The following is a 16,727-nucleotide window of genomic DNA, read 5'->3' on the forward strand; positions in this document are numbered from 1 at the left end:
ACTGCTTACACCACCTTCATATTCAGCGACATCGTGTGCTTACCATCCGAGAATTTATGCGTACACTCATCGATGAGATACGGCTTCAAGCCTTCTTCTGGAAGATTTACGTAGATCGTGTTTCCCGCACGCACTCGCAAGTCTCCAATAGCCTCGATCGACAACGTCTGCTGCTCCCTGTTCTTCAGCTCCAGCAAGTTCTGCGCTAACTGCTTCAATTGAGCGGGGTTCATATTCTCGTCAGCAACCTCATACAGCTGGAGCAGCCCCCACTGGGCGATGTTCTGCCCATGCTGGTAAACATACACGTCCCTCTTCCCCGTTTCCTTGTTGTCCCGCACGACTTTGACGCGGTTGTACGTCTCGTTGTCGATGCTTTTTTTATATGAAAAATCCGTCATCAGGCTGTCTTCTCCCACCGCGAGCATGAGCAGCATATCGTTGATATTGGTCAACGTCAGTTCACCATACTGGTCGTAAAACATATAGTACTGCTTGGTGGCAATCAACGTGGACTCCAGGGCCTTGCTGATTATATCGATCAGTTTTTTGTCCGCTTCCAGCATCGCAGGAATCGTATGCACGGTATCGGCAAGCGTGCCTGTCTTCAGATTGAAATCCTTGGCAATCTTCCGGATGATATCCTCCACCTTGGCATTCGTGAACCGGTAGGTGTCGTTGCTGGACAGGTAACGCAACTGGTCATACGCCATCACCTTGACCTCAGCATCCATACCCCACTCCTTGGAAAAAACATAGCCATAAAACAGATCCTTATTATCCTTCCGAAAGCGCACAATGTCGCCGTTTTCCACTTCGAATTCCTTGCTCTGCGCAAGACCATCGTTCACATAGTTGATATCCAGACTCGCCGGCTTCGCCTGACGGCTTGTTTTCCACGTGATGTCGGTTACGATCTGCCCCAGATCCCACACGCTTCCGTTCTTACGGTCAATCATCAATTCAATCATGGCGCCACCTCTTTAGGGAATCTTGAGAACCCGGCCGATAGCCAGCTTCCGGACCTCATGGTCCTTAATTCCGTTCAGTTTTTGGATGTCGGTATGACGGGAACCGCTGCCGAGCAGCTTTTGAGCAATGCTCCACAGCGTGTCGCCTTTGGCGACCGTATAAGAGGTTGGTTTTTTGCGGTCATCCGGCCTGTCTTTCTTCTTCACGGCTGCCGTTTTTTTGTCTTTTACCGGTACCACCTTCCGAGCCCCATAAAACACATATCGTTTGAGCGTAATCGAGAACTCGATATCTTCCGGCGATCCGGACATCGTATTCCAGTTGAAACTTTCGATGGATGCCGCCATGTTGATGCCAAAAGACTTCATGGCCCGCACCACATTCTTACCGTCCGTACCGCTCAGCGGATCGGGAACGAGCCCCGTCATAACAAAACGCACAGGTCTCCGGCTCTCCATCCAGCCCTTAATGGTATTTACGTAATCGATCGGCAGCTTCAGTTCCTGGTCAGACCCTAGATGGACAAAGGGATACATCCTACCCGGAAAAAAACTTTCAAACGAGATCTCCGTCAGCTTCGGATGCAGAATCGCATTCACTTCGCCAAGCCCCGCTACCGTATAGGATTTGCCTTCTCCGCTATCCTTCACGTCAATCCGCTCGGGGTTCACAGGAAACCGAAAAACCTCCTCCTGGTTATTGAAGCTCAGAAAAAAACCATAATCGCTCATGCTACAGATACACCCCCTCGGCACTGGACACAAACTGCTCCTCCAGCGTTCGGTTAATTCTCGACATGATGGTATCCAGATCATCCCCGGAGTTAATATCTCCTGTTGTCATCTGCACGGTAGGCGTCAGGGTAATCATATTGCTGATCGCATTCACTTCTGCTAAGTCGCGCATGATTTTCAGATCCTCGCTCGCCACGTCCACCGAGTTATCCACTTTACCAATGGAATCGATGCTGCCGCCCGCAGGGGCTACCGGGATTGGAGCCGTTGGCATGGCGGGCATGGACGGAGTTGGGGCTGTTTTTGGAACGGGAACATCGTATCCGGTTTTTCCGTTGTTAAACTGCTCAAGTAGATCTTCGTTTGCGCTTTTGTCGATATCAGGCATGAACTGTTTCTTCAGATCATCCATTGAAAAGTTTTCGATCTTGTCTTGCCCGAACTTCTTAAACCCCGAATAGTCGGCTTGGTACTCTATTAATGCAAATTGCTTTGCCTCAACTCCTAGGAGATTTGCAAAGAATCCACTGACTCTGTTGATTCCACTCAATATGCCGTTAATGATTTTTATGACCGTATTGACCGTATCCTGCGCCACGTCCACGATAAATCCAAACGCATTGCTAAACGCTTGTTTCACTCCTTGACTGGCCGACATTAAGGTTAAAATGACGGTAACGATCACAATAATCAAAGAAATGATCCTCATAAACGGATTCGCATTCATCACAGCCCATAATCCTTTAAACGCTGAGGACAGGAACTGAACTCCGGCAGAAAATAGCATCGAGATTACTTTCCCTATAGCAAAAATGCTAAGCAACAGCAAAATGCCCCCGATTAACGGATACAGCACAAATCCTACGGACGAGATCGCATTTTTTACAAATTCCCAAGCTGGAGGCACAATCTGTGCAATCCATAAAAATAATTGGGCTACAACAGATAATCCCATGGAGATAATCTGAATAAACAGATCAAAGCTTCCTGATTCAAAAGCAGAATTAAGCATATCCAGAATGGGCGTAAGTGAAGCGAGTGCTCCGCTTCCCATCTGGGCAAAAGAGTCATCAACATGTCCAATGAGCTCCTGCCATTTGTTTACCGGAGTATCTAACATCGTGTTTAACCCTTCTTGAGTCATTCCTGATTTCTGAAGAAGCTGATCCATGGACCCCAAGAACGAAACAAAGTTGCCTTGGGATGCCTGGATTTCACTATTAAACGCATCCATATGAATTTCAGGAATATTGAAATCCTCTGCCAGGCTGTCCGTGTCACCCCGCATGGCACTCATTATGGCCGCTGTTGCGTCAGAGGTACTTTTTCCGCCCGGTGATAATTTGCTTAGACGTGCCGCAAAGTTGTTAAGCTCGGTGATCTGATCCGAATTTTTGGTCATTGACATGAAGGTTAAAGCATTCTCCATCGTTTCTTTAACTTCCATGCCCGCGTTAAGCGCGTCTTGTTTAAACTTCTCAAACATGGCCGTCCCCACCTCAGGGTTGCCGACTCTGACTTTCATTAAATCTTTGAGCGATTCTTCTTCAGCGGCTGGAACGATTGCCATCTCGGCAACAAATTTCAAAGCACTTTGTATTTTATTTAGGCCGGCAAATACGTTGCTTAAATGATTGGCCTCCTGAGTGCCCTCTTGAATGGCTTCATTCAAATTTTGCTGCTCAGCAGCAGCATTTTCAATCTCAATAATCGCGTCATTAAAATGATTCTGCATCATCTCAACCTGCTGGTTGACCTGAGCAAAATTGCTCAGAATACTTGTAAACCCTGCTAAGGCGGGTGCTAAGTTCGGTTCAAATATTACAGGTTGAACTAGATTTTGAGACGGGACTAGTGCTGCTGCATTTCTGGCTGCTAACATTCCTTCACCCCCTTTTCTACAACCTATCTCCGCTTCCGGACTCGCTCACGCTTCTCCTTCTCCACCCGCATCGAGATCATGGCATAGATGGCGGCCCGTTCCCGGACCGTCATCGCCATGAGCTGGTGAGGAAGGATGTGCAGTTCATGGAGGGCGTAGTACGCATAGTTCGCATCACCGTCGCCCTCTTTGATTAGTTTTTTACGTCATCCACCAGATCGTTCATATCCCGGTCAAAACCGTTCAGGGCTTGTACCCGCTCGCCAAGCGCGGCGAACTCGCCGGGCAGCAGCATTTTGCGGAGCAGGGATTCTGCACCAAGAACGCTGTAGGATTTTTGCAGCTCGCTGTTTTTCAGATCCGGGTAGATGACACTCGATACCATCAGCTTCGCCATATAGTCATTCGGGTCGACTTCCGGCGTGAAGACGCCGTTCTTGCCCTTGACCTTACGGGTAGCCGCTTTGCGGCATTCCTGGTTCTCTTCCTCCGTAATGCTGCGCAGCTTCCAAGGCACAGGGCTCCCTTCAGCATTCTTAAAACGAACAGAGACTACGAATTCCTCCGTGATCTCCGCAGACGACTGTCCAGCAAAAAACATACTAAAATCGCTCATATTCCTTCCTCCTCATTATTGTTAAGTATTAGGCCAATGGGTTAAACGGCGTCTCAATCCGCACATTCTCAAACGTGAAAGCCACTTCTTCCTCCAGCGCCTCCGCTTCGGTGTCGAGAGATGCCATAATCACGCTGTCGAGATTGACCCCTTCCAAAATCACCGTCTGACGTCCCGTCGACGAACCCGGATCCTCATTGCGCACTTCGATCATGAAGTAGGCGTCTTTCCCTGTCTGGATGTATTCCATCATCAGCTCGCGGAACAGTGAGGTCACATAATAAATGGTCATCGTACCGCTGCCCTTCCAGCCAATGGCTTTGTGCTGCACGGCGCGTTGGCCCATCGTTTTCAGCTCGGCTTTTTCCTTCTCCACCGTAGCTTCCAGTGTTTTAATGTAGAACATTTCCTCCATACGCTCGCCAATCTTGACAAATGCCTTGCCCTCTTGCCCGGAAATCGTGTCGTTTGCCCGCAAAAATGCCATCTTAGACCACCTTCACTTTCATGTATACTTTTTCAATTGCATCGACTGGCTGTACCTTGATGTCCACAAACAGAACGTCGCCTTCTGTGCCCGGCGTGACCACAATATCCTCATTCGCATCGAAATTCTGGATAGCCCCGATATTCTGCAAAGATGCAAAATACGCCGCACATTCCGCCCAGAACAAGGTCCGACCATCTACATTGTTATCTACCTTACCGATATAGGACTTCTCAAATATCAGCTTTAGATCGTTTGCAATTCCATCCAGCACGCGGACCACCCGGTTTTTAGAAAAATGCCGCGCCTTGGCCGGCTCAATCGATGTAAAACTATTAATATCCTGCTCGACCACGGCCTTGCCGCCGCTGTAGTTGAACAGAAACTCGCCTTTTGTCAGTGAAGCTTCAATCTCCGTATGGCTCAGGCGAACATCGGTATCCACCGCTTCATCGTAAGCTGCATACGTGAGGGATTCGTTAACGGCTGCTGCAGCCGTAGCGCCGGTAACCCAAGCAACTGCTTTCACTTTATCCACGACGGTGCCGTCGGTGAGAATAACGCCGTTTTTCACGGAGATGACTCCTTCATAATCCGCAGCCGAATAATCAGACAGCACAGCTTGAACCTTCTTGCCTTCCTGCTCACGAAGACGTTTGACAAATGCGGTATACAGAGACTTAAGCGTTGGATCACCCGACAACAGACCCAAAGTCTGGAAATCTTGGACCTCAAGCGCGGCAAGAAAATCCACATGCTCTTGGTTCGTTACGGTGCCATTCGCACCCCCTGTGAGAGCAAACCCAGCCGTTGCAGTTAGATCACCGGTATCCGGTTCGAAGGCTACGTACAAGTTCGGTTCCAATTCCGCCGCACTGGCTACTAGCTGTTTATCTACGACTTTGCCGCTCAGCAGGGTGCTGACCACGAACTTGCCGGGATCATCCACGGCGTTCTCAATGACGATCTGAATGTCATTTCCGCGTTCGCCGCCATAAAGTGCGGTTACTTTGAGACCGGCAACCGAAGCTGCAGCCTGAGTGCCGTTGTTCAAACGGTAAAGCAAAAGCGTGCCTGCGCGCTTAAGTACTTCTTTTACCGAGAGCAACTGTGGAGATGTGATATCATAACCCAGCACCTCCACCAGATTGGTGCCTGGTTTGATCGTCAGGATTTTTTGCGGCTCTCCCCATGGAAGCGACAAGCCCAACGCCGCAATCCCCCTTTCACCTACGCGCCCGATCGGCTGCTCCTGCGATGAGATTTGGGTGTATACGCCTGGTCTTACTTTGTTTGGTGTTGTCCATGTTCCTCCGGCCATTTAGATGACCTCCTTTTTCAAAAATGTGGTTAATTGGTCTTTCGCTTGCTGAATGGTGTACGTCTTGCCCTCTTCGAGAATGGCGCTCAGCACATCCTTCTCCCGATTACTGAATTGATTGGATTGTGCCAACTGTTGCTTGTTGAACGCTGGTGCTGTTTCTTTTTTACTCATTTCAATCCGCCTCCCTGTTTCAATGTTTGCATCTTCATATCGTTCTCTTCCTGATCCGTTGTCATCTGAATGACATACTCTGCGCGAAAATATCCTTCTCCCGCTACCCCATCATTCCCCGTTGGTCGCTCCCACGCCACTGATGAAGCTCGACATGGCCGGCCGCCAACACCTAGTAATGTCAAGCTCTCCAGCATTTCGTCCATGATCGTTGCCACTGGCTTCCCTTCCATTGGCACGTAAGAGATGTGGAAACGAAAACGAGCCGCATATCGACTTGTCGATATCAGCTCGAACTCGGCTAGGGTTAATTCAGTTTGGAAGTATGGAGCTGGTGGTAGTGGTGCGTTGTCCTCTTTGGAGATAAAGGAGATGTCTATAAATTTCGTTTTCAAGACGCTTTTCAGAGAAGTTTGCATTTCATGAACAATCATATCTATTGTTCCTCTCTTAAATGAATGTTTACTATCTCAAGAAGACCCGGCGATTGCACACTTAAGCCATTTTTGATTGTCTTTAATTTTGTCTAGCCTTTAATGTTCTGATTTTGATTTAACTAAAGCTTCGCTTGCTGTTTGATTTGCATGGATCGCTCAATTCAGATTCAAGTCCATGTTATCAACTTTGGTCTCAACGCAGGTGATCCGCTGAAGCATCTCCGACTGAACCCAGGCCATACTCATCCCTTTCTTTTTTGCAGTACCTCCAACCAATCCCTTTAATGAAGCCCCACTAGGTACGGAGGTGGGCTCTTAATGTTACTGTGGTATTATTCGTAGGCCCTCCAATATACTGGAGAGCTGGTTATAGCAAAATACGGTATAGGCAACTGAAACCCACCATTTGTAATATAAGCTCTGTTAACGCTTGCGGCTTCTAATCTGAACTGCCCCCATATAGTTGAGCCGTTTTCATATCTGAGTCCATTGTAGGTCGGATAACCTGAAACGATCATATTGGAATTGTACCCTAGTATAAAATCACCATCAGTTGAATAGGAAATAATGATAAGCGACGGCAGAAAGCCGAGACCGCTAACATTTATATAACCGCAAGTAAACGAAGTACCATCGGTATGAAGAAAGCTTTTATTCCCTAAATTAGATGCGATACCAGCATTTTTCCTGTTACCAGTAAATGTCCCCTGTACGTTGACAACATTAGCACCGGCCCGCAAGTTCTCTGGCTTTAGACCCGGCACTGCTGTCGTCACCCATGTCCCCCCGTCATAGTATCCGGCAGGTGGTCGTATGAAAAAACGATCCCCAACCCAAACAGTCGATTCAAGTCCAGGCATGTGATTATTTTCGGCGCTTCGGTTTGGCATTTTACCCAAAATATTATTACCACTTGCATTGCTAAACCTCTTTCCGATCAATACGTCTGCTGCTGTTGCGTCGCCCAAAGACCGGATGATAGCCGCTATCTTAGGAATGAGCTGCGCCCATGTTTCGCTTGTGGATGCCGTTACGCCTATGGAGTTGAGCGCGGCAACCACATTGTTTTTTTGCTCAACTCCAAGTTGCTTTCCCTCAAGAGCTTCATCATACGCCGCCTTCACCGCTTTCTCCGTAGCCGCCACATTCTCCCTCGCACCATTCGTTGCATTAGACAACTGCACGATCCCCTTTTGAGTCAAAGATGCATCCGGAAGTTCCACATCAATATTCCCCAGGTCCTCCAGGACCTGCCCCACAGCCTCATCAACCTTATCCCAGTTCTCATTCAGCATCGTCTCGATGTTAAAGGTCTCATTGCCATCCACCATCGGGTCTTTCTTCAATAGTCCTAAATTCGGTGTGTTACTGGCCAATTCAAACACCTCCTGCAAATTTATTTAATGGCGTTAGGCCCATATCAAACAGGGTCATCACGTCATGAATATCGCGTATGAGCAAGTAGTTGAACGCATACGACACTACCAGATGCGCCGGCTTGATCTCCTCGATCGCAGACTTCAAATCCTCCAGATTCGGCGGGATGCCGAGCGTATCCACGAATTTAACCGTGAAGCCCCATTCCTCGGGCTGGAAGGATACCTCGACCGTGCCCCCATCGTAAGCTTCAGCCACGTTTTTCACGAGAGCACCGGAGAAGGTTCCCGCTCCGCGCAGCTTGGACTCCAGCACCGCCCGCCGCTGTTCGATCGGTTTATTCCGATCTGTCGGAATGCCGAGCTCCATCTCCCAGCGTTCCAAACCCCAAGTCGCTGTGCGGACAAAAAACTGGTCTGCAGCTGAGTTCAGTGCCTCATAAAGCGCGTCCAGCTCGCTGCCCTTGGCATCCATATCGGATTGCATGACGCGGGAGGTCTCGTAATAAGCTGGAAGATAAGAAAACAGCTCGCGACCGCGCAAGCTGTTCATTCGGGCATTATTCACTTACGCTCACCGTCCCCAGCACCGCTACCTGACCGGAGCCAATTTCGATATTTTGCTGCTCGGTGTGACCGTTAATCGTCAAATCCGAGTAGTCGATAATAATTGGAATATCCAGCAATACGGCGGCTATCCGCGTATATCTCACCAAAGGATCCTTCCGGTTAAAAGCGATCTGCTGTAAATACGTTCGAACACCATCCTCGATCAACTTCCGGATTTCGTCCATCGTCGAAGGCTGCTCCTGCGTACGCTGCACTTTGACGGAGATATCAATCGGAACTTCCGCCGCTGGCATCACGGTAATAACCGGACCCGCTGGGGCAACGCCTTCGCCTTGTCCATCCTGGGACGGGTCAATGTGCTGCTGAACGGCATTCACGATATCCTGGCTTGCCGCACGCTTGTCCGTATCTATGAGATACAGCCCGACGGTACCGGGTCCTTTCCACAACGGCGCTACTTCCACGCCACCAACACCGGCAATCTCATTGGCCCACTGCATGTACTGCGCTTTGTTGCCGCTCGTTCCCTGACTTCGGACTTTGGCGTAAAAACGCTCCAGGAGCGACTGATCGCTTTCGGTATCCGTCCCGCTACGCGTGGGTTCCGGGTTCGTAACCGATGTCACACCGCTGACTGACGTCATCATGAGCTGGATGACGCCTGCGGGAACATTGCCATTACTGCCCGGCGTGACAGCTCGGATCGGCGCCGCGCCTGTACCCAAGTCACTCAGGGTAACGCCTGATGTGGTCACATACTCCACGGAGGATTCGCCGGAGCCCTCATCGGCTGGCGTAGCGACATAGGTTCCGGCAGGCACGGTCGTCCCTGGCTTCCCCGTAAATACAACGCTGCCGGACGAAGCGACCGCTTCCCGCCTAGTAATCCCATGCTCTGCCGTCCTCAGATCGAGTTCGGCAGACCGGATATCCGGATGATCGCTTGCCACCGTGCTTGCAAAGCCTCGACGCAGCAGCTCCTGTGCCCACAAGGCTGCCTCAGACAGCATAAATGCCACCGGCGCCTGCGCATCCCAAATAAAAGAGCCTTCCGACTTGTCGATGTCCGAAGGCACTTTGTTCAACATGCGGTTCATAATGTTCTCTTCCGTCTGATCCAACAAATACAACGGTAAATCTGCCATCAGATCACCACGCTTTCTATAATTTCCGTCTCATCCCGAACGCTCGTAATGCGACAGCTGAAACGGCAAGCTTCTCCTTCCCAGGCAAAAAGGAACTGATCCACGCTCTCCGTCCGCGCGTCCGTAAGCAGTGTCTCGGTTACCATGCGCTGAATCTCGCTCTCTTGCAGAGATCGGTCATAGCCTTTGCCGACCAGTTCCTCCAGCTCGCTGCCGTAATCGCGCGTATAGATCAAATGACGGTAACGCGGCGTGCGAATCGCTTTTTCGCACCAGATGACCCAGGCTTCCTTCTCGTCCGCAACCGGAATTTTCCGGGTCGGGGACATCACGAACTCGCCGGCTTCAAAATCATACCGCCAGCTCCGTCCAAAAACAGCTCCGTCTCCTTCCAGCACCTCCGGATCGGTTGCATCCGTCCAGATCATGTCATCGCCTTCCGGGAATAAATTAGCCACCACTGCTCACCACCTTACACACGACCACCACGTCGTTACCGCTGTTGACTCTAACGGCGAGCACGCGGTCTCCCGGTTTCAGACCTTTTCCCAATTCAAAAAGGGTATCTTCAACTTCGTTCTCTTCGACATCAAACGTCATATCCTGCTGCTGGCCCCCGAAAGTGACGGTGCCCTTTGCCGTATAACGGGGCAAGGACAGCATTCCCGGCAGCTCCGCTACCATATAGTCCTGCAGCTCATGCTTGAAATCATCCAGCTTGAGCCCCGTCGAGGTTATCGTACCGAGCACGGCCCCTACACCGCCCATGGCTTGACGGGTTTGCTTATTCATTGAGGCATATAAGGAGGACGCCAATTGTCCATAGGGGTCTTTATTCAAGGTAAAACCTCCTTTTTACATCGTCATAACTCCCCAGCTCCAGCATCATGCTTCCGGGAGTGCCCAGTTCCCGGCTGACGGAAATCACGAGCAGCTTCATCGCGCCTAGCATGACCGCATCTCCGGCGCGGATCGTATTGACGTCGGGTGCATTCAAGGAAATGGTCTCCCGAATCCCCCTCAGTTTGCTCCGGGCCAGCTGGCGGGCAGCCGCAGGCGACTTCACTTCATCATCCTGAATGATAGCCTGGAGTTGGCCGTATTTTGCGATATCCTTCTCCTCAATGGCCATCACCTTGGAAGGAACCTCTTGTCCGGTCTCGCTTGCGGCTGTCGCCAGCACTTTGACCTTGGTCGCCGCACCCTCCAACGTCCGCGATTGCGTAGTATCCGTGATGGCCTCCAGGATGTAGACGTCTTTGTTCGTTCCTAACTCATACAGCTCAAGCCCTGAAGAGATCATCCGCGGATGATACAGCTTGCCGCCGGCTTTGGCCGTCTCCCGCAAATCAGCGAACATGCTCGCATAAATCGACTGTGTCCGGTAAACGGAACGCCCCAGCTGCTTCTCGGTATCCGGCAGTACCGCAATTTTCAGGTTCCAGTCCGCCGCGTACTTTTTGAATCGCTGGGTAGCCGTCTGCTTTGCCGGGAACAGATATTCATCCTCCGATTTGTCCAGATATACCGTCCGATCGTACAGCGTGAGGGTCATCCGCTTCACCCCGTTGTTGGAGGTTTCCACTTCCCACACGACAGCCGGATGCAGCAGGGGGACATAATCTTTTTTACCATACGGAATTCCGCTGATCCGGATCGCCATTCCCGGCGAGATCGGCGGCATATCCGGCGTTACGACCAGATTGACAGTTCCCTGATAAGCGACTTGTTCAAGCGAATCCCGTAGACTGATAGCTTCCACCAAAGGGGATAAATCGTATTGATCCTGCAAAATCACCTTATAACTCATGACAGCACCAGCTTCTGGCCAGGCTTGATGGCGTTCGGATCTTTACCGATCATCTTCTGATTCAGCTTGTAGATCTGGTTCCATTTCGAGCTGTCCCCGAGCTCCAGCTTGGCGATTTTGGAAAGTGAGTCCCCTGGCTTCACGGTGTACGTCTTGTTCTGTTCCTTCATGTCGGCCCGGGGCTTTTTATTCGTTCCAGATGTCCCGCTGCTGCTAGCCGTTTTGGCCACCTTCATTTCGCTCCATGTCCGGAGCGTGATGTCAAAATACACATCCCCGACCTCCCCACCACGGAACGTGGACTGATGGGAAGCGACATACACCGGCACATTCACCGCCGTCTTGGTAATGACGAATTGCAACGGCGTTTTGTATGCCAGAAACTCGTTAAGTTTATTCATCGCGGTTTGCGGTTTAATATGATCCTTCTTCTGTCCTTTGCAATAAGCTGCATCATACTCTTGTGGAAAAAATGAAGAGAACGATATCTCCTTAATCCGATTGCCTTGCGGAAAATCAAACTCCCCATAGTTGAGAATCGTAGCCGTTTCCAGTCCCTTTTGGCGTGAGATGGTCACCTCTTCGGGATTGACCGGGAATAGGAACGTCATGCCTTTTCCGTTCTTCAAAAGAAACTCCACCTTGGGCCCCTCCTTTCTGTATGGATGCCTTCGGACCGACTTCATGCCTGCTGTTAACCATTATTTTCAATAGGCCATCGGAGTCGGCTTCCGGTTCTGCGCCGCTTTGCTGAATTCGGCTCTCAGCCGCTGCCCGATCTGAAGGATCAATCCTTCCACATCAACCGGGTGCTCCTCATGCACCGTAACCTGCACCGCTCCTGGAGGTAGATTGTAATTCACGGTTGTCTCCGTTTTAAAGTCCGTCAGCAAGCCGGATATCGAACTCATCTGCTCCGGACTGATCTGAACGATCTGAGGCGACATCGTCTTCCCTGTAAAAGCTTGGTTTTGTGCAGCGCTCGCAGGGGGACCAAATGTACTCATGCTTGTATAGCTAGGTGGCACATACGAACCATACATAGATGGATTCGGCAGCAGCGGCTTGCTGAAATCAGACGGCGCTGGTTTCGGAATGATGGGAGCCGGAAGAGCAACCGCACTGGAAGGTGGTGTCTTCGGAACATCCTTCGGTTGAGCGGCTTCCTTGTCTTTTTTCCCAAAAGAAAACGTGTTAGAGAACCATTTCGACACATTCTCCTTGGTCTCTGTGAATTTCTCACCAATACCAGTTATCGCACCGCCCACCTTCTCACCAATAAAGCTGCCTACGGTGCCGCCGATCGTTGATCCAACCAATGTCCCTGCAACAGGCACAACAGAGCCAAGGAATCCACCTATCGCCGCTCCTACGCCTCCACCAACGGCAGAGCCTATCGCTTGATTACGCTCTTTCCCGGGTTCGGCAGAGGCGATTGCGGTCGCATCGGCTATATATCCCAATGGTCCAAGGGCACGTTTGCCAAGCCTCTTCATCAAGCCGGAGCCTAGGCCCTTTTTGCCTGCATTTTTTACTGCACTTGCTCCAGGGCTACCGTCAGCTGCCTGTTTTATTGCATCTGAACCTGCAGCGGTCTTGGCAGCGCTTGCCGCACCTCCGGAAACGATGCCGCTAGAAGCGCCGCCGCCAAATATACTCTTGGTAATATCCAAAACACCCTTGATTGATTTCACTGCTCCAGATCCCGTATTGCCAGCGGTTTCTATAACGTCTCCCAATGTTTCTGCCTTCTTAAAACGCTTAGCCCATTTGGTTAGTGGCTTTTCCCCTTGGCTATTCGGGGTCGTGGCAGCCTGGTTTTGATTGGAATTGGATCCACGGCCGCCCCCCCTTCTGACCCCATTGGGCCTAGGTGCCGCCCTAGGTGCAGGTGTAGGAGCTGGTTTATCTTTACTCCATGCTTCGCGCATCTTACTTCCTTTACCATATAGTTGGCCCCCATTTTTCATAGTGAAACCAATCGAGGTTACGATCCCAATAACATTCAGAGCAGTATCCCATCCAGATTTTTCTCCACCACCGCCACCTCCAAATTCAAGCGATCCAAGCGTATTCGTAAGTTGATTCAACGCCCCGGTATTCGTCTCCAGCGCCTGTATCAACGGAGAAAAATCAAGCCCTGACGCCCGCAAATCCACCTGTACGCTCGCCTCGATCTGCTTCTGCACGCTTAGATTCAGATTCGTATCAACCTGCTTCTGCACATTCAGCTTCACATTCGCCGAGGCTTGAATGACTTGCGATTTCACTCGCTGCATTTTAGCAAGCAGGTTGTCCAGCCCTTTCGAGGCACTGTCCTTCAGTACGATTTCAGGTGCCATGCGGGTTCGTCCGATTCGCAGGACGCGTCCCTGGATCCGCTCAAAATAACGCTCCATCGCCCGCAGCTCGCGGTTGGCTTTAATCACGTTTTTCGGATCGATGACCAGATTCATGCGGTAGTTCATGGCTTCAGCCATTTCATTTCACCTCCTGTTCACTTCAAACTCTGACCGGCCATGCCCTCGATCTCCTCCTGGGAGAAAGCGAGCAGCAGCAGGCGCTCGCCTCGCGGGAGCCGCCAAAAATCTCCGGGACGAAGGTGATGCCGGACCCACAGATGATACAGCATCGTCGTCATTCCCCCGGAGCCGATCAGTTTTTTAGGTCAGCAATCTCGACTCCGAAGCCGGACAGTTCCAGCACTTTATCGCCTACGGCATCCAACTCTCCGGCCAGCAGCATGCGGCGAACCGCCTGCTCTCCGCCCGACAGCTTCAAGCGGCTTGTAATCCGCGGATCGCCCCAGCCGCTAAGCGTCAACCCCTTCACCGACAGACTGCTTGTGGCCTCGGAAATTAGCAATGCATTAAACGTCTCTGTATCCACCTTCTCATCCACCGCACCCTTTACCGTACGGCGAACGGTGCAGCGCTCGCGGATGCTGTCCACCTTGCTCGAAGTCAAACCCTGAAGCACCATCTTCATATCCAAGCGCTTAATGCGTACCGTTTCCTCTGGCAGCCTCTCGGCTGCCTCAAACAGACTGTCCAAAATTTGCTCTTCGCTCATGTTCTCGTGCAAGCTCATGCGTATATCTCCTCTGCTCATTAAATAATAGATTCCATTTCCTATTGCAGCGGGCGATGCTCGCCCGTATGAGGTACACCATCCCGGGCGAACCCCCGCTTTTTGACGTACTCAAGCACCGCTTAAGCAGAAACCTCTAAACCTCTTAATCCCCCCGAATAGGATCCAACAGCTCGTACCCCTCAAAGGTAAATGAAGTTTCCTCCTGTACTTCTTCACCCGCTGTCCAGTTAGCCAGCTGGATTTTGTCCGGCATGCAGCGAATCAGACGAACGCGCTCATGGCCGTAGGATTCGGGATCATCCAGCTTGGAGATGATATCGAATTTCGTGAAGCCACGGGCGATCATATCGGAAGTGACCTTGTAACCGCTCATCGTGCCGGTTCCTTTTTTGCTGCCGTTTTTGTGCACCGTCCAGTCGTTGCCGACCAGCTTCAACTCGCGCTTCTCCAATTCCACGCTGGCTTCCAGTTTGTTGATGTGCGTCTGCCAAACCCCGTCAATATATGCCTGGCCGTATGTCCCCATAATGACTCTTGAAGCATCCAACATATTTAGTTCCTCCTCGATTTCTTTAAGTTTTAACGAAAAAAAGCCCTCTTCAGGCAGTCTGTTTCATCTTTAATAGTTGATCGACGTTCTAGTTATTGCACGTAGAATGTACCGAACAGCTGCTCCATCACGTCGGTCAGCTTCACATTCCACTGCAGGAAGACCTGATCCGGCTCCGGCGTGTTCACGGCGGAATCGCCATAGTACGCCGGATCGAGAATGACGTCATAGCCGTCCGGCTCGATGACATTGCTCAGCGACAACGAAGCGAGGTATTCCTTCACGGCGCCGATCAGCGCCAGGCGACCTTCCTCCGTGTTGTTCACCTTGCCGATGTAGGTCTGTTCGGCGGCCAGCTGCAAATCCGCATGGATCGCATCCATCACGCGGATGGAACGGATTTTTTTCCAGGCATTGTTTTGGCCTTCCGCCGGATTCACCAACGTGTTGATGCCGCGCAGCGCCTTCACCTGGCGTCCGTCATAGAAGAGCACGAACACGCCGTTGCGTACAGCCTGCTCTTGCTCGGAGCGCGTCCAGCGGCGAGTCACATCCTCGAATGGCGTTACCGCATATGTAGCGGATTGGTTCAATCGCTGTCCCGCAATAAGCCCGGCCACATAAGCAGCCGTCTGGGCAGAGCTATAGTTCACACCGGACAGACGCACGCCCGTACCTACATTGATAATCCCTTCATGGTTCAATGCAAGCGAGCGGGCTGCCGCCAGTTTGGCTGCATCCTTGGAGGTATCGTCCGCAGCGCTTCCGCCGAATACGGCCATCACGCCGCGTCCTTCTTGACGAAGACGCTTCACCCAGGCCGCAAAGCTCTGCAGCAGAGCCATATCTGCAGCATAATCCAGGGCGAGTACGTTGAATTCCTGGCCTTCGACCGCATCCTGCATCTCGATATAATCTGCATTCGTCAGGCCGCCGTTGCCGCTTTTGCCTCCGGACAGCACAGCTCCGTTCACATCAGCCGGAACGCCGGCCGCCTCCAGTGCAGTAGCCGTTACCCAGAGGTTCTCATCGTCTTCATTGATCTGCGCCGCAATCGACGCTGCTGTCCCGTCCAAGCTTGTATAAGTGCCAAGCAGCTTGGCGCCTTCATAGAGGCGAAGCTCGCGTGCGGCCGGGTCGATCAATGACGGCTGCACGGTTACGGAGAAGCCGTTGCCTCGACTGCCGGGATATTTCGCATGCAGCTTCAACACGTCGGAAGGCGTGGCTTCCGCATTTTGCAGCGTTACACTAGCCGCTGCCGCCGTTTTATCTGCCAGGCGATAAGCCAGCAGCTTCTTCGGACCGCCAAGCAAAGCCAGATAGAGCGTTTCGTAAGCTGTAGCCCCATCCTGGCTATCCGCAGAATACAGCTCGGAAATCGCGAACTCGCTGCCGATCTCCACGAACTCGCGCACCGGTCCCCAATTGGCTTTAACGGGCACGACGACCGTCCCCCGGGATCCGCCCTGAATAGCCGACGCGGCTGCCGCCTTGAAATTCATATACAAACCCGGAAGTACCGGTTTATTTGTGCTTTCCCATGTTCCACCTGCCATG

20 protein-coding genes are annotated in these 16,727 nt (G+C 51.4%); all 20 read right to left on the reverse strand.

The window, feature by feature from the left end:
• Positions 1-5 precede the first annotated feature (5 nt).
• The 20 genes from ABEW73_RS26405 to ABEW73_RS26500 all read right to left on the reverse strand — a co-directional run bounded on the left by ABEW73_RS26405 (position 6) and on the right by ABEW73_RS26500 (position 16,726).
• Positions 6-971 carry an XkdQ/YqbQ family protein gene (locus tag ABEW73_RS26405; protein WP_430163370.1) on the reverse strand — a complete coding sequence of 322 codons (966 nt, stop codon included), beginning with the start codon at positions 969-971 and terminating at the stop codon, positions 6-8.
• 12 nt (positions 972-983) lie between these two features.
• Positions 984-1,703, reverse strand: coding sequence for a LysM peptidoglycan-binding domain-containing protein (locus ABEW73_RS26410; RefSeq protein ID WP_430163373.1), 720 nt, complete (start codon positions 1,701-1,703; stop codon positions 984-986).
• Between the two features lies 1 nt (position 1,704).
• Positions 1,705-3,588 (reverse strand): hypothetical protein, encoded by a 1,884-nt coding sequence (locus tag ABEW73_RS26415; protein WP_430163376.1) that lies wholly within the window; start codon positions 3,586-3,588, stop codon positions 1,705-1,707.
• 193 nt (positions 3,589-3,781) lie between these two features.
• Positions 3,782-4,204, reverse strand: a complete 423-nt coding sequence (locus ABEW73_RS26420) for a phage tail assembly chaperone (protein WP_430163380.1) — start codon at positions 4,202-4,204, stop codon at positions 3,782-3,784.
• Between the two features lie 28 nt (positions 4,205-4,232).
• Positions 4,233-4,691 carry a phage tail tube protein gene (locus ABEW73_RS26425; protein ID WP_006212529.1) on the reverse strand — a complete coding sequence of 153 codons (459 nt, stop codon included), beginning with the start codon at positions 4,689-4,691 and terminating at the stop codon, positions 4,233-4,235.
• Position 4,692: 1 nt separating this feature from the next.
• Positions 4,693-6,012 carry a phage tail sheath family protein gene (locus ABEW73_RS26430; RefSeq protein WP_430163383.1) on the reverse strand — a complete coding sequence of 440 codons (1,320 nt, stop codon included), beginning with the start codon at positions 6,010-6,012 and terminating at the stop codon, positions 4,693-4,695.
• Positions 6,013-6,186: a hypothetical protein gene (locus ABEW73_RS26435; RefSeq protein ID WP_339267872.1), complete on the reverse strand. Its 174-nt coding sequence runs from the start codon at positions 6,184-6,186 to the stop codon at positions 6,013-6,015.
• The gene (locus ABEW73_RS26440; protein ID WP_430163386.1) at positions 6,183-6,620 is read right to left on the reverse strand and encodes a phage tail terminator family protein; all 438 of its coding nucleotides are present in this window, start codon (positions 6,618-6,620) and stop codon (positions 6,183-6,185) included. The genes ABEW73_RS26435 and ABEW73_RS26440 overlap by 4 nt, the downstream gene beginning before the upstream one ends.
• Positions 6,621-6,955: 335 nt before the next feature.
• A complete protein-coding gene (locus tag ABEW73_RS26445) occupies positions 6,956-7,999 on the reverse strand; it encodes a phage tail protein (protein WP_430163389.1) in 1,044 nt (347 codons plus the stop codon).
• A gap of 1 nt (position 8,000) precedes the next feature.
• Complete coding sequence (locus ABEW73_RS26450) at positions 8,001-8,552, reverse strand: YmfQ family protein (RefSeq protein WP_430163736.1); 552 nt, start codon at positions 8,550-8,552, stop codon at positions 8,001-8,003.
• 7 nt (positions 8,553-8,559) lie between these two features.
• Entirely contained in the window at positions 8,560-9,714 is a 1,155-nt protein-coding gene (locus ABEW73_RS26455) for a baseplate J/gp47 family protein (RefSeq protein ID WP_430163392.1), read from the reverse strand.
• A complete protein-coding gene (locus ABEW73_RS26460) occupies positions 9,714-10,172 on the reverse strand; it encodes a DUF2634 domain-containing protein (RefSeq protein WP_430163395.1) in 459 nt (152 codons plus the stop codon). Before ABEW73_RS26460 ends, ABEW73_RS26455 begins: the two co-directional genes overlap by 1 nt.
• The gene (locus ABEW73_RS26465; RefSeq protein WP_430163398.1) at positions 10,165-10,554 is read right to left on the reverse strand and encodes a hypothetical protein; all 390 of its coding nucleotides are present in this window, start codon (positions 10,552-10,554) and stop codon (positions 10,165-10,167) included. The genes ABEW73_RS26460 and ABEW73_RS26465 overlap by 8 nt, the downstream gene beginning before the upstream one ends.
• The gene (locus ABEW73_RS26470) at positions 10,547-11,524 is read right to left on the reverse strand and encodes an XkdQ/YqbQ family protein (RefSeq protein ID WP_430163401.1); all 978 of its coding nucleotides are present in this window, start codon (positions 11,522-11,524) and stop codon (positions 10,547-10,549) included. The genes ABEW73_RS26465 and ABEW73_RS26470 overlap by 8 nt, the downstream gene beginning before the upstream one ends.
• Positions 11,521-12,165, reverse strand: a complete 645-nt coding sequence (locus ABEW73_RS26475; RefSeq protein ID WP_430163404.1) for a LysM peptidoglycan-binding domain-containing protein — start codon at positions 12,163-12,165, stop codon at positions 11,521-11,523. The genes ABEW73_RS26470 and ABEW73_RS26475 overlap by 4 nt, the downstream gene beginning before the upstream one ends.
• Before the next feature lie 66 nt (positions 12,166-12,231).
• Positions 12,232-14,004, reverse strand: coding sequence for a hypothetical protein (locus ABEW73_RS26480; RefSeq protein WP_430163407.1), 1,773 nt, complete (start codon positions 14,002-14,004; stop codon positions 12,232-12,234).
• 17 nt (positions 14,005-14,021) lie between these two features.
• Positions 14,022-14,156: a hypothetical protein gene (locus ABEW73_RS26485; protein ID WP_015737373.1), complete on the reverse strand. Its 135-nt coding sequence runs from the start codon at positions 14,154-14,156 to the stop codon at positions 14,022-14,024.
• 23 nt (positions 14,157-14,179) lie between these two features.
• Complete coding sequence (locus ABEW73_RS26490; RefSeq protein WP_430163410.1) at positions 14,180-14,614, reverse strand: phage tail assembly chaperone; 435 nt, start codon at positions 14,612-14,614, stop codon at positions 14,180-14,182.
• Between the two features lie 145 nt (positions 14,615-14,759).
• On the reverse strand, positions 14,760-15,167 hold the full coding sequence (locus ABEW73_RS26495) for a phage tail tube protein (protein WP_215157868.1): 408 nt from the start codon (positions 15,165-15,167) through the stop codon (positions 14,760-14,762).
• A 92-nt stretch (positions 15,168-15,259) separates the two neighbouring features.
• Positions 15,260-16,726, reverse strand: coding sequence for a phage tail sheath family protein (locus ABEW73_RS26500; RefSeq protein WP_430163413.1), 1,467 nt, complete (start codon positions 16,724-16,726; stop codon positions 15,260-15,262).
• Between the last annotated feature and the right edge of the window lies 1 nt (position 16,727).

The sequence above is a fragment of the Paenibacillus lautus genome (assembly GCF_050482385.1).
Classification (GTDB): domain Bacteria; phylum Bacillota; class Bacilli; order Paenibacillales; family Paenibacillaceae; genus Paenibacillus_AQ; species Paenibacillus_AQ lautus_B.

Coding starts and splice junctions, on each gene's coding strand:
- ABEW73_RS26405 (WP_430163370.1), bottom strand. CDS start 971: ATGATTGAATTGATGATTGACCGTAAGAACGGAAGCGTGTGGGATCTG.
- ABEW73_RS26410 (WP_430163373.1), bottom strand. CDS start 1,703: ATGAGCGATTATGGTTTTTTTCTGAGCTTCAATAACCAGGAGGAGGTT.
- ABEW73_RS26415 (WP_430163376.1), bottom strand. CDS start 3,588: ATGTTAGCAGCCAGAAATGCAGCAGCACTAGTCCCGTCTCAAAATCTA.
- ABEW73_RS26420 (WP_430163380.1), bottom strand. CDS start 4,204: ATGAGCGATTTTAGTATGTTTTTTGCTGGACAGTCGTCTGCGGAGATC.
- ABEW73_RS26425 (WP_006212529.1), bottom strand. CDS start 4,691: ATGGCATTTTTGCGGGCAAACGACACGATTTCCGGGCAAGAGGGCAAG.
- ABEW73_RS26430 (WP_430163383.1), bottom strand. CDS start 6,012: ATGGCCGGAGGAACATGGACAACACCAAACAAAGTAAGACCAGGCGTA.
- ABEW73_RS26435 (WP_339267872.1), bottom strand. CDS start 6,186: ATGAGTAAAAAAGAAACAGCACCAGCGTTCAACAAGCAACAGTTGGCA.
- ABEW73_RS26440 (WP_430163386.1), bottom strand. CDS start 6,620: ATGATTGTTCATGAAATGCAAACTTCTCTGAAAAGCGTCTTGAAAACG.
- ABEW73_RS26450 (WP_430163736.1), bottom strand. CDS start 8,552: ATGAACAGCTTGCGCGGTCGCGAGCTGTTTTCTTATCTTCCAGCTTAT.
- ABEW73_RS26455 (WP_430163392.1), bottom strand. CDS start 9,714: ATGGCAGATTTACCGTTGTATTTGTTGGATCAGACGGAAGAGAACATT.
- ABEW73_RS26470 (WP_430163401.1), bottom strand. CDS start 11,524: ATGAGTTATAAGGTGATTTTGCAGGATCAATACGATTTATCCCCTTTG.
- ABEW73_RS26480 (WP_430163407.1), bottom strand. CDS start 14,004: ATGGCTGAAGCCATGAACTACCGCATGAATCTGGTCATCGATCCGAAA.
- ABEW73_RS26485 (WP_015737373.1), bottom strand. CDS start 14,156: ATGCTGTATCATCTGTGGGTCCGGCATCACCTTCGTCCCGGAGATTTT.
- ABEW73_RS26490 (WP_430163410.1), bottom strand. CDS start 14,614: ATGAGCTTGCACGAGAACATGAGCGAAGAGCAAATTTTGGACAGTCTG.
- ABEW73_RS26495 (WP_215157868.1), bottom strand. CDS start 15,167: ATGTTGGATGCTTCAAGAGTCATTATGGGGACATACGGCCAGGCATAT.
- ABEW73_RS26500 (WP_430163413.1), bottom strand. CDS start 16,726: ATGGCAGGTGGAACATGGGAAAGCACAAATAAACCGGTACTTCCGGGT.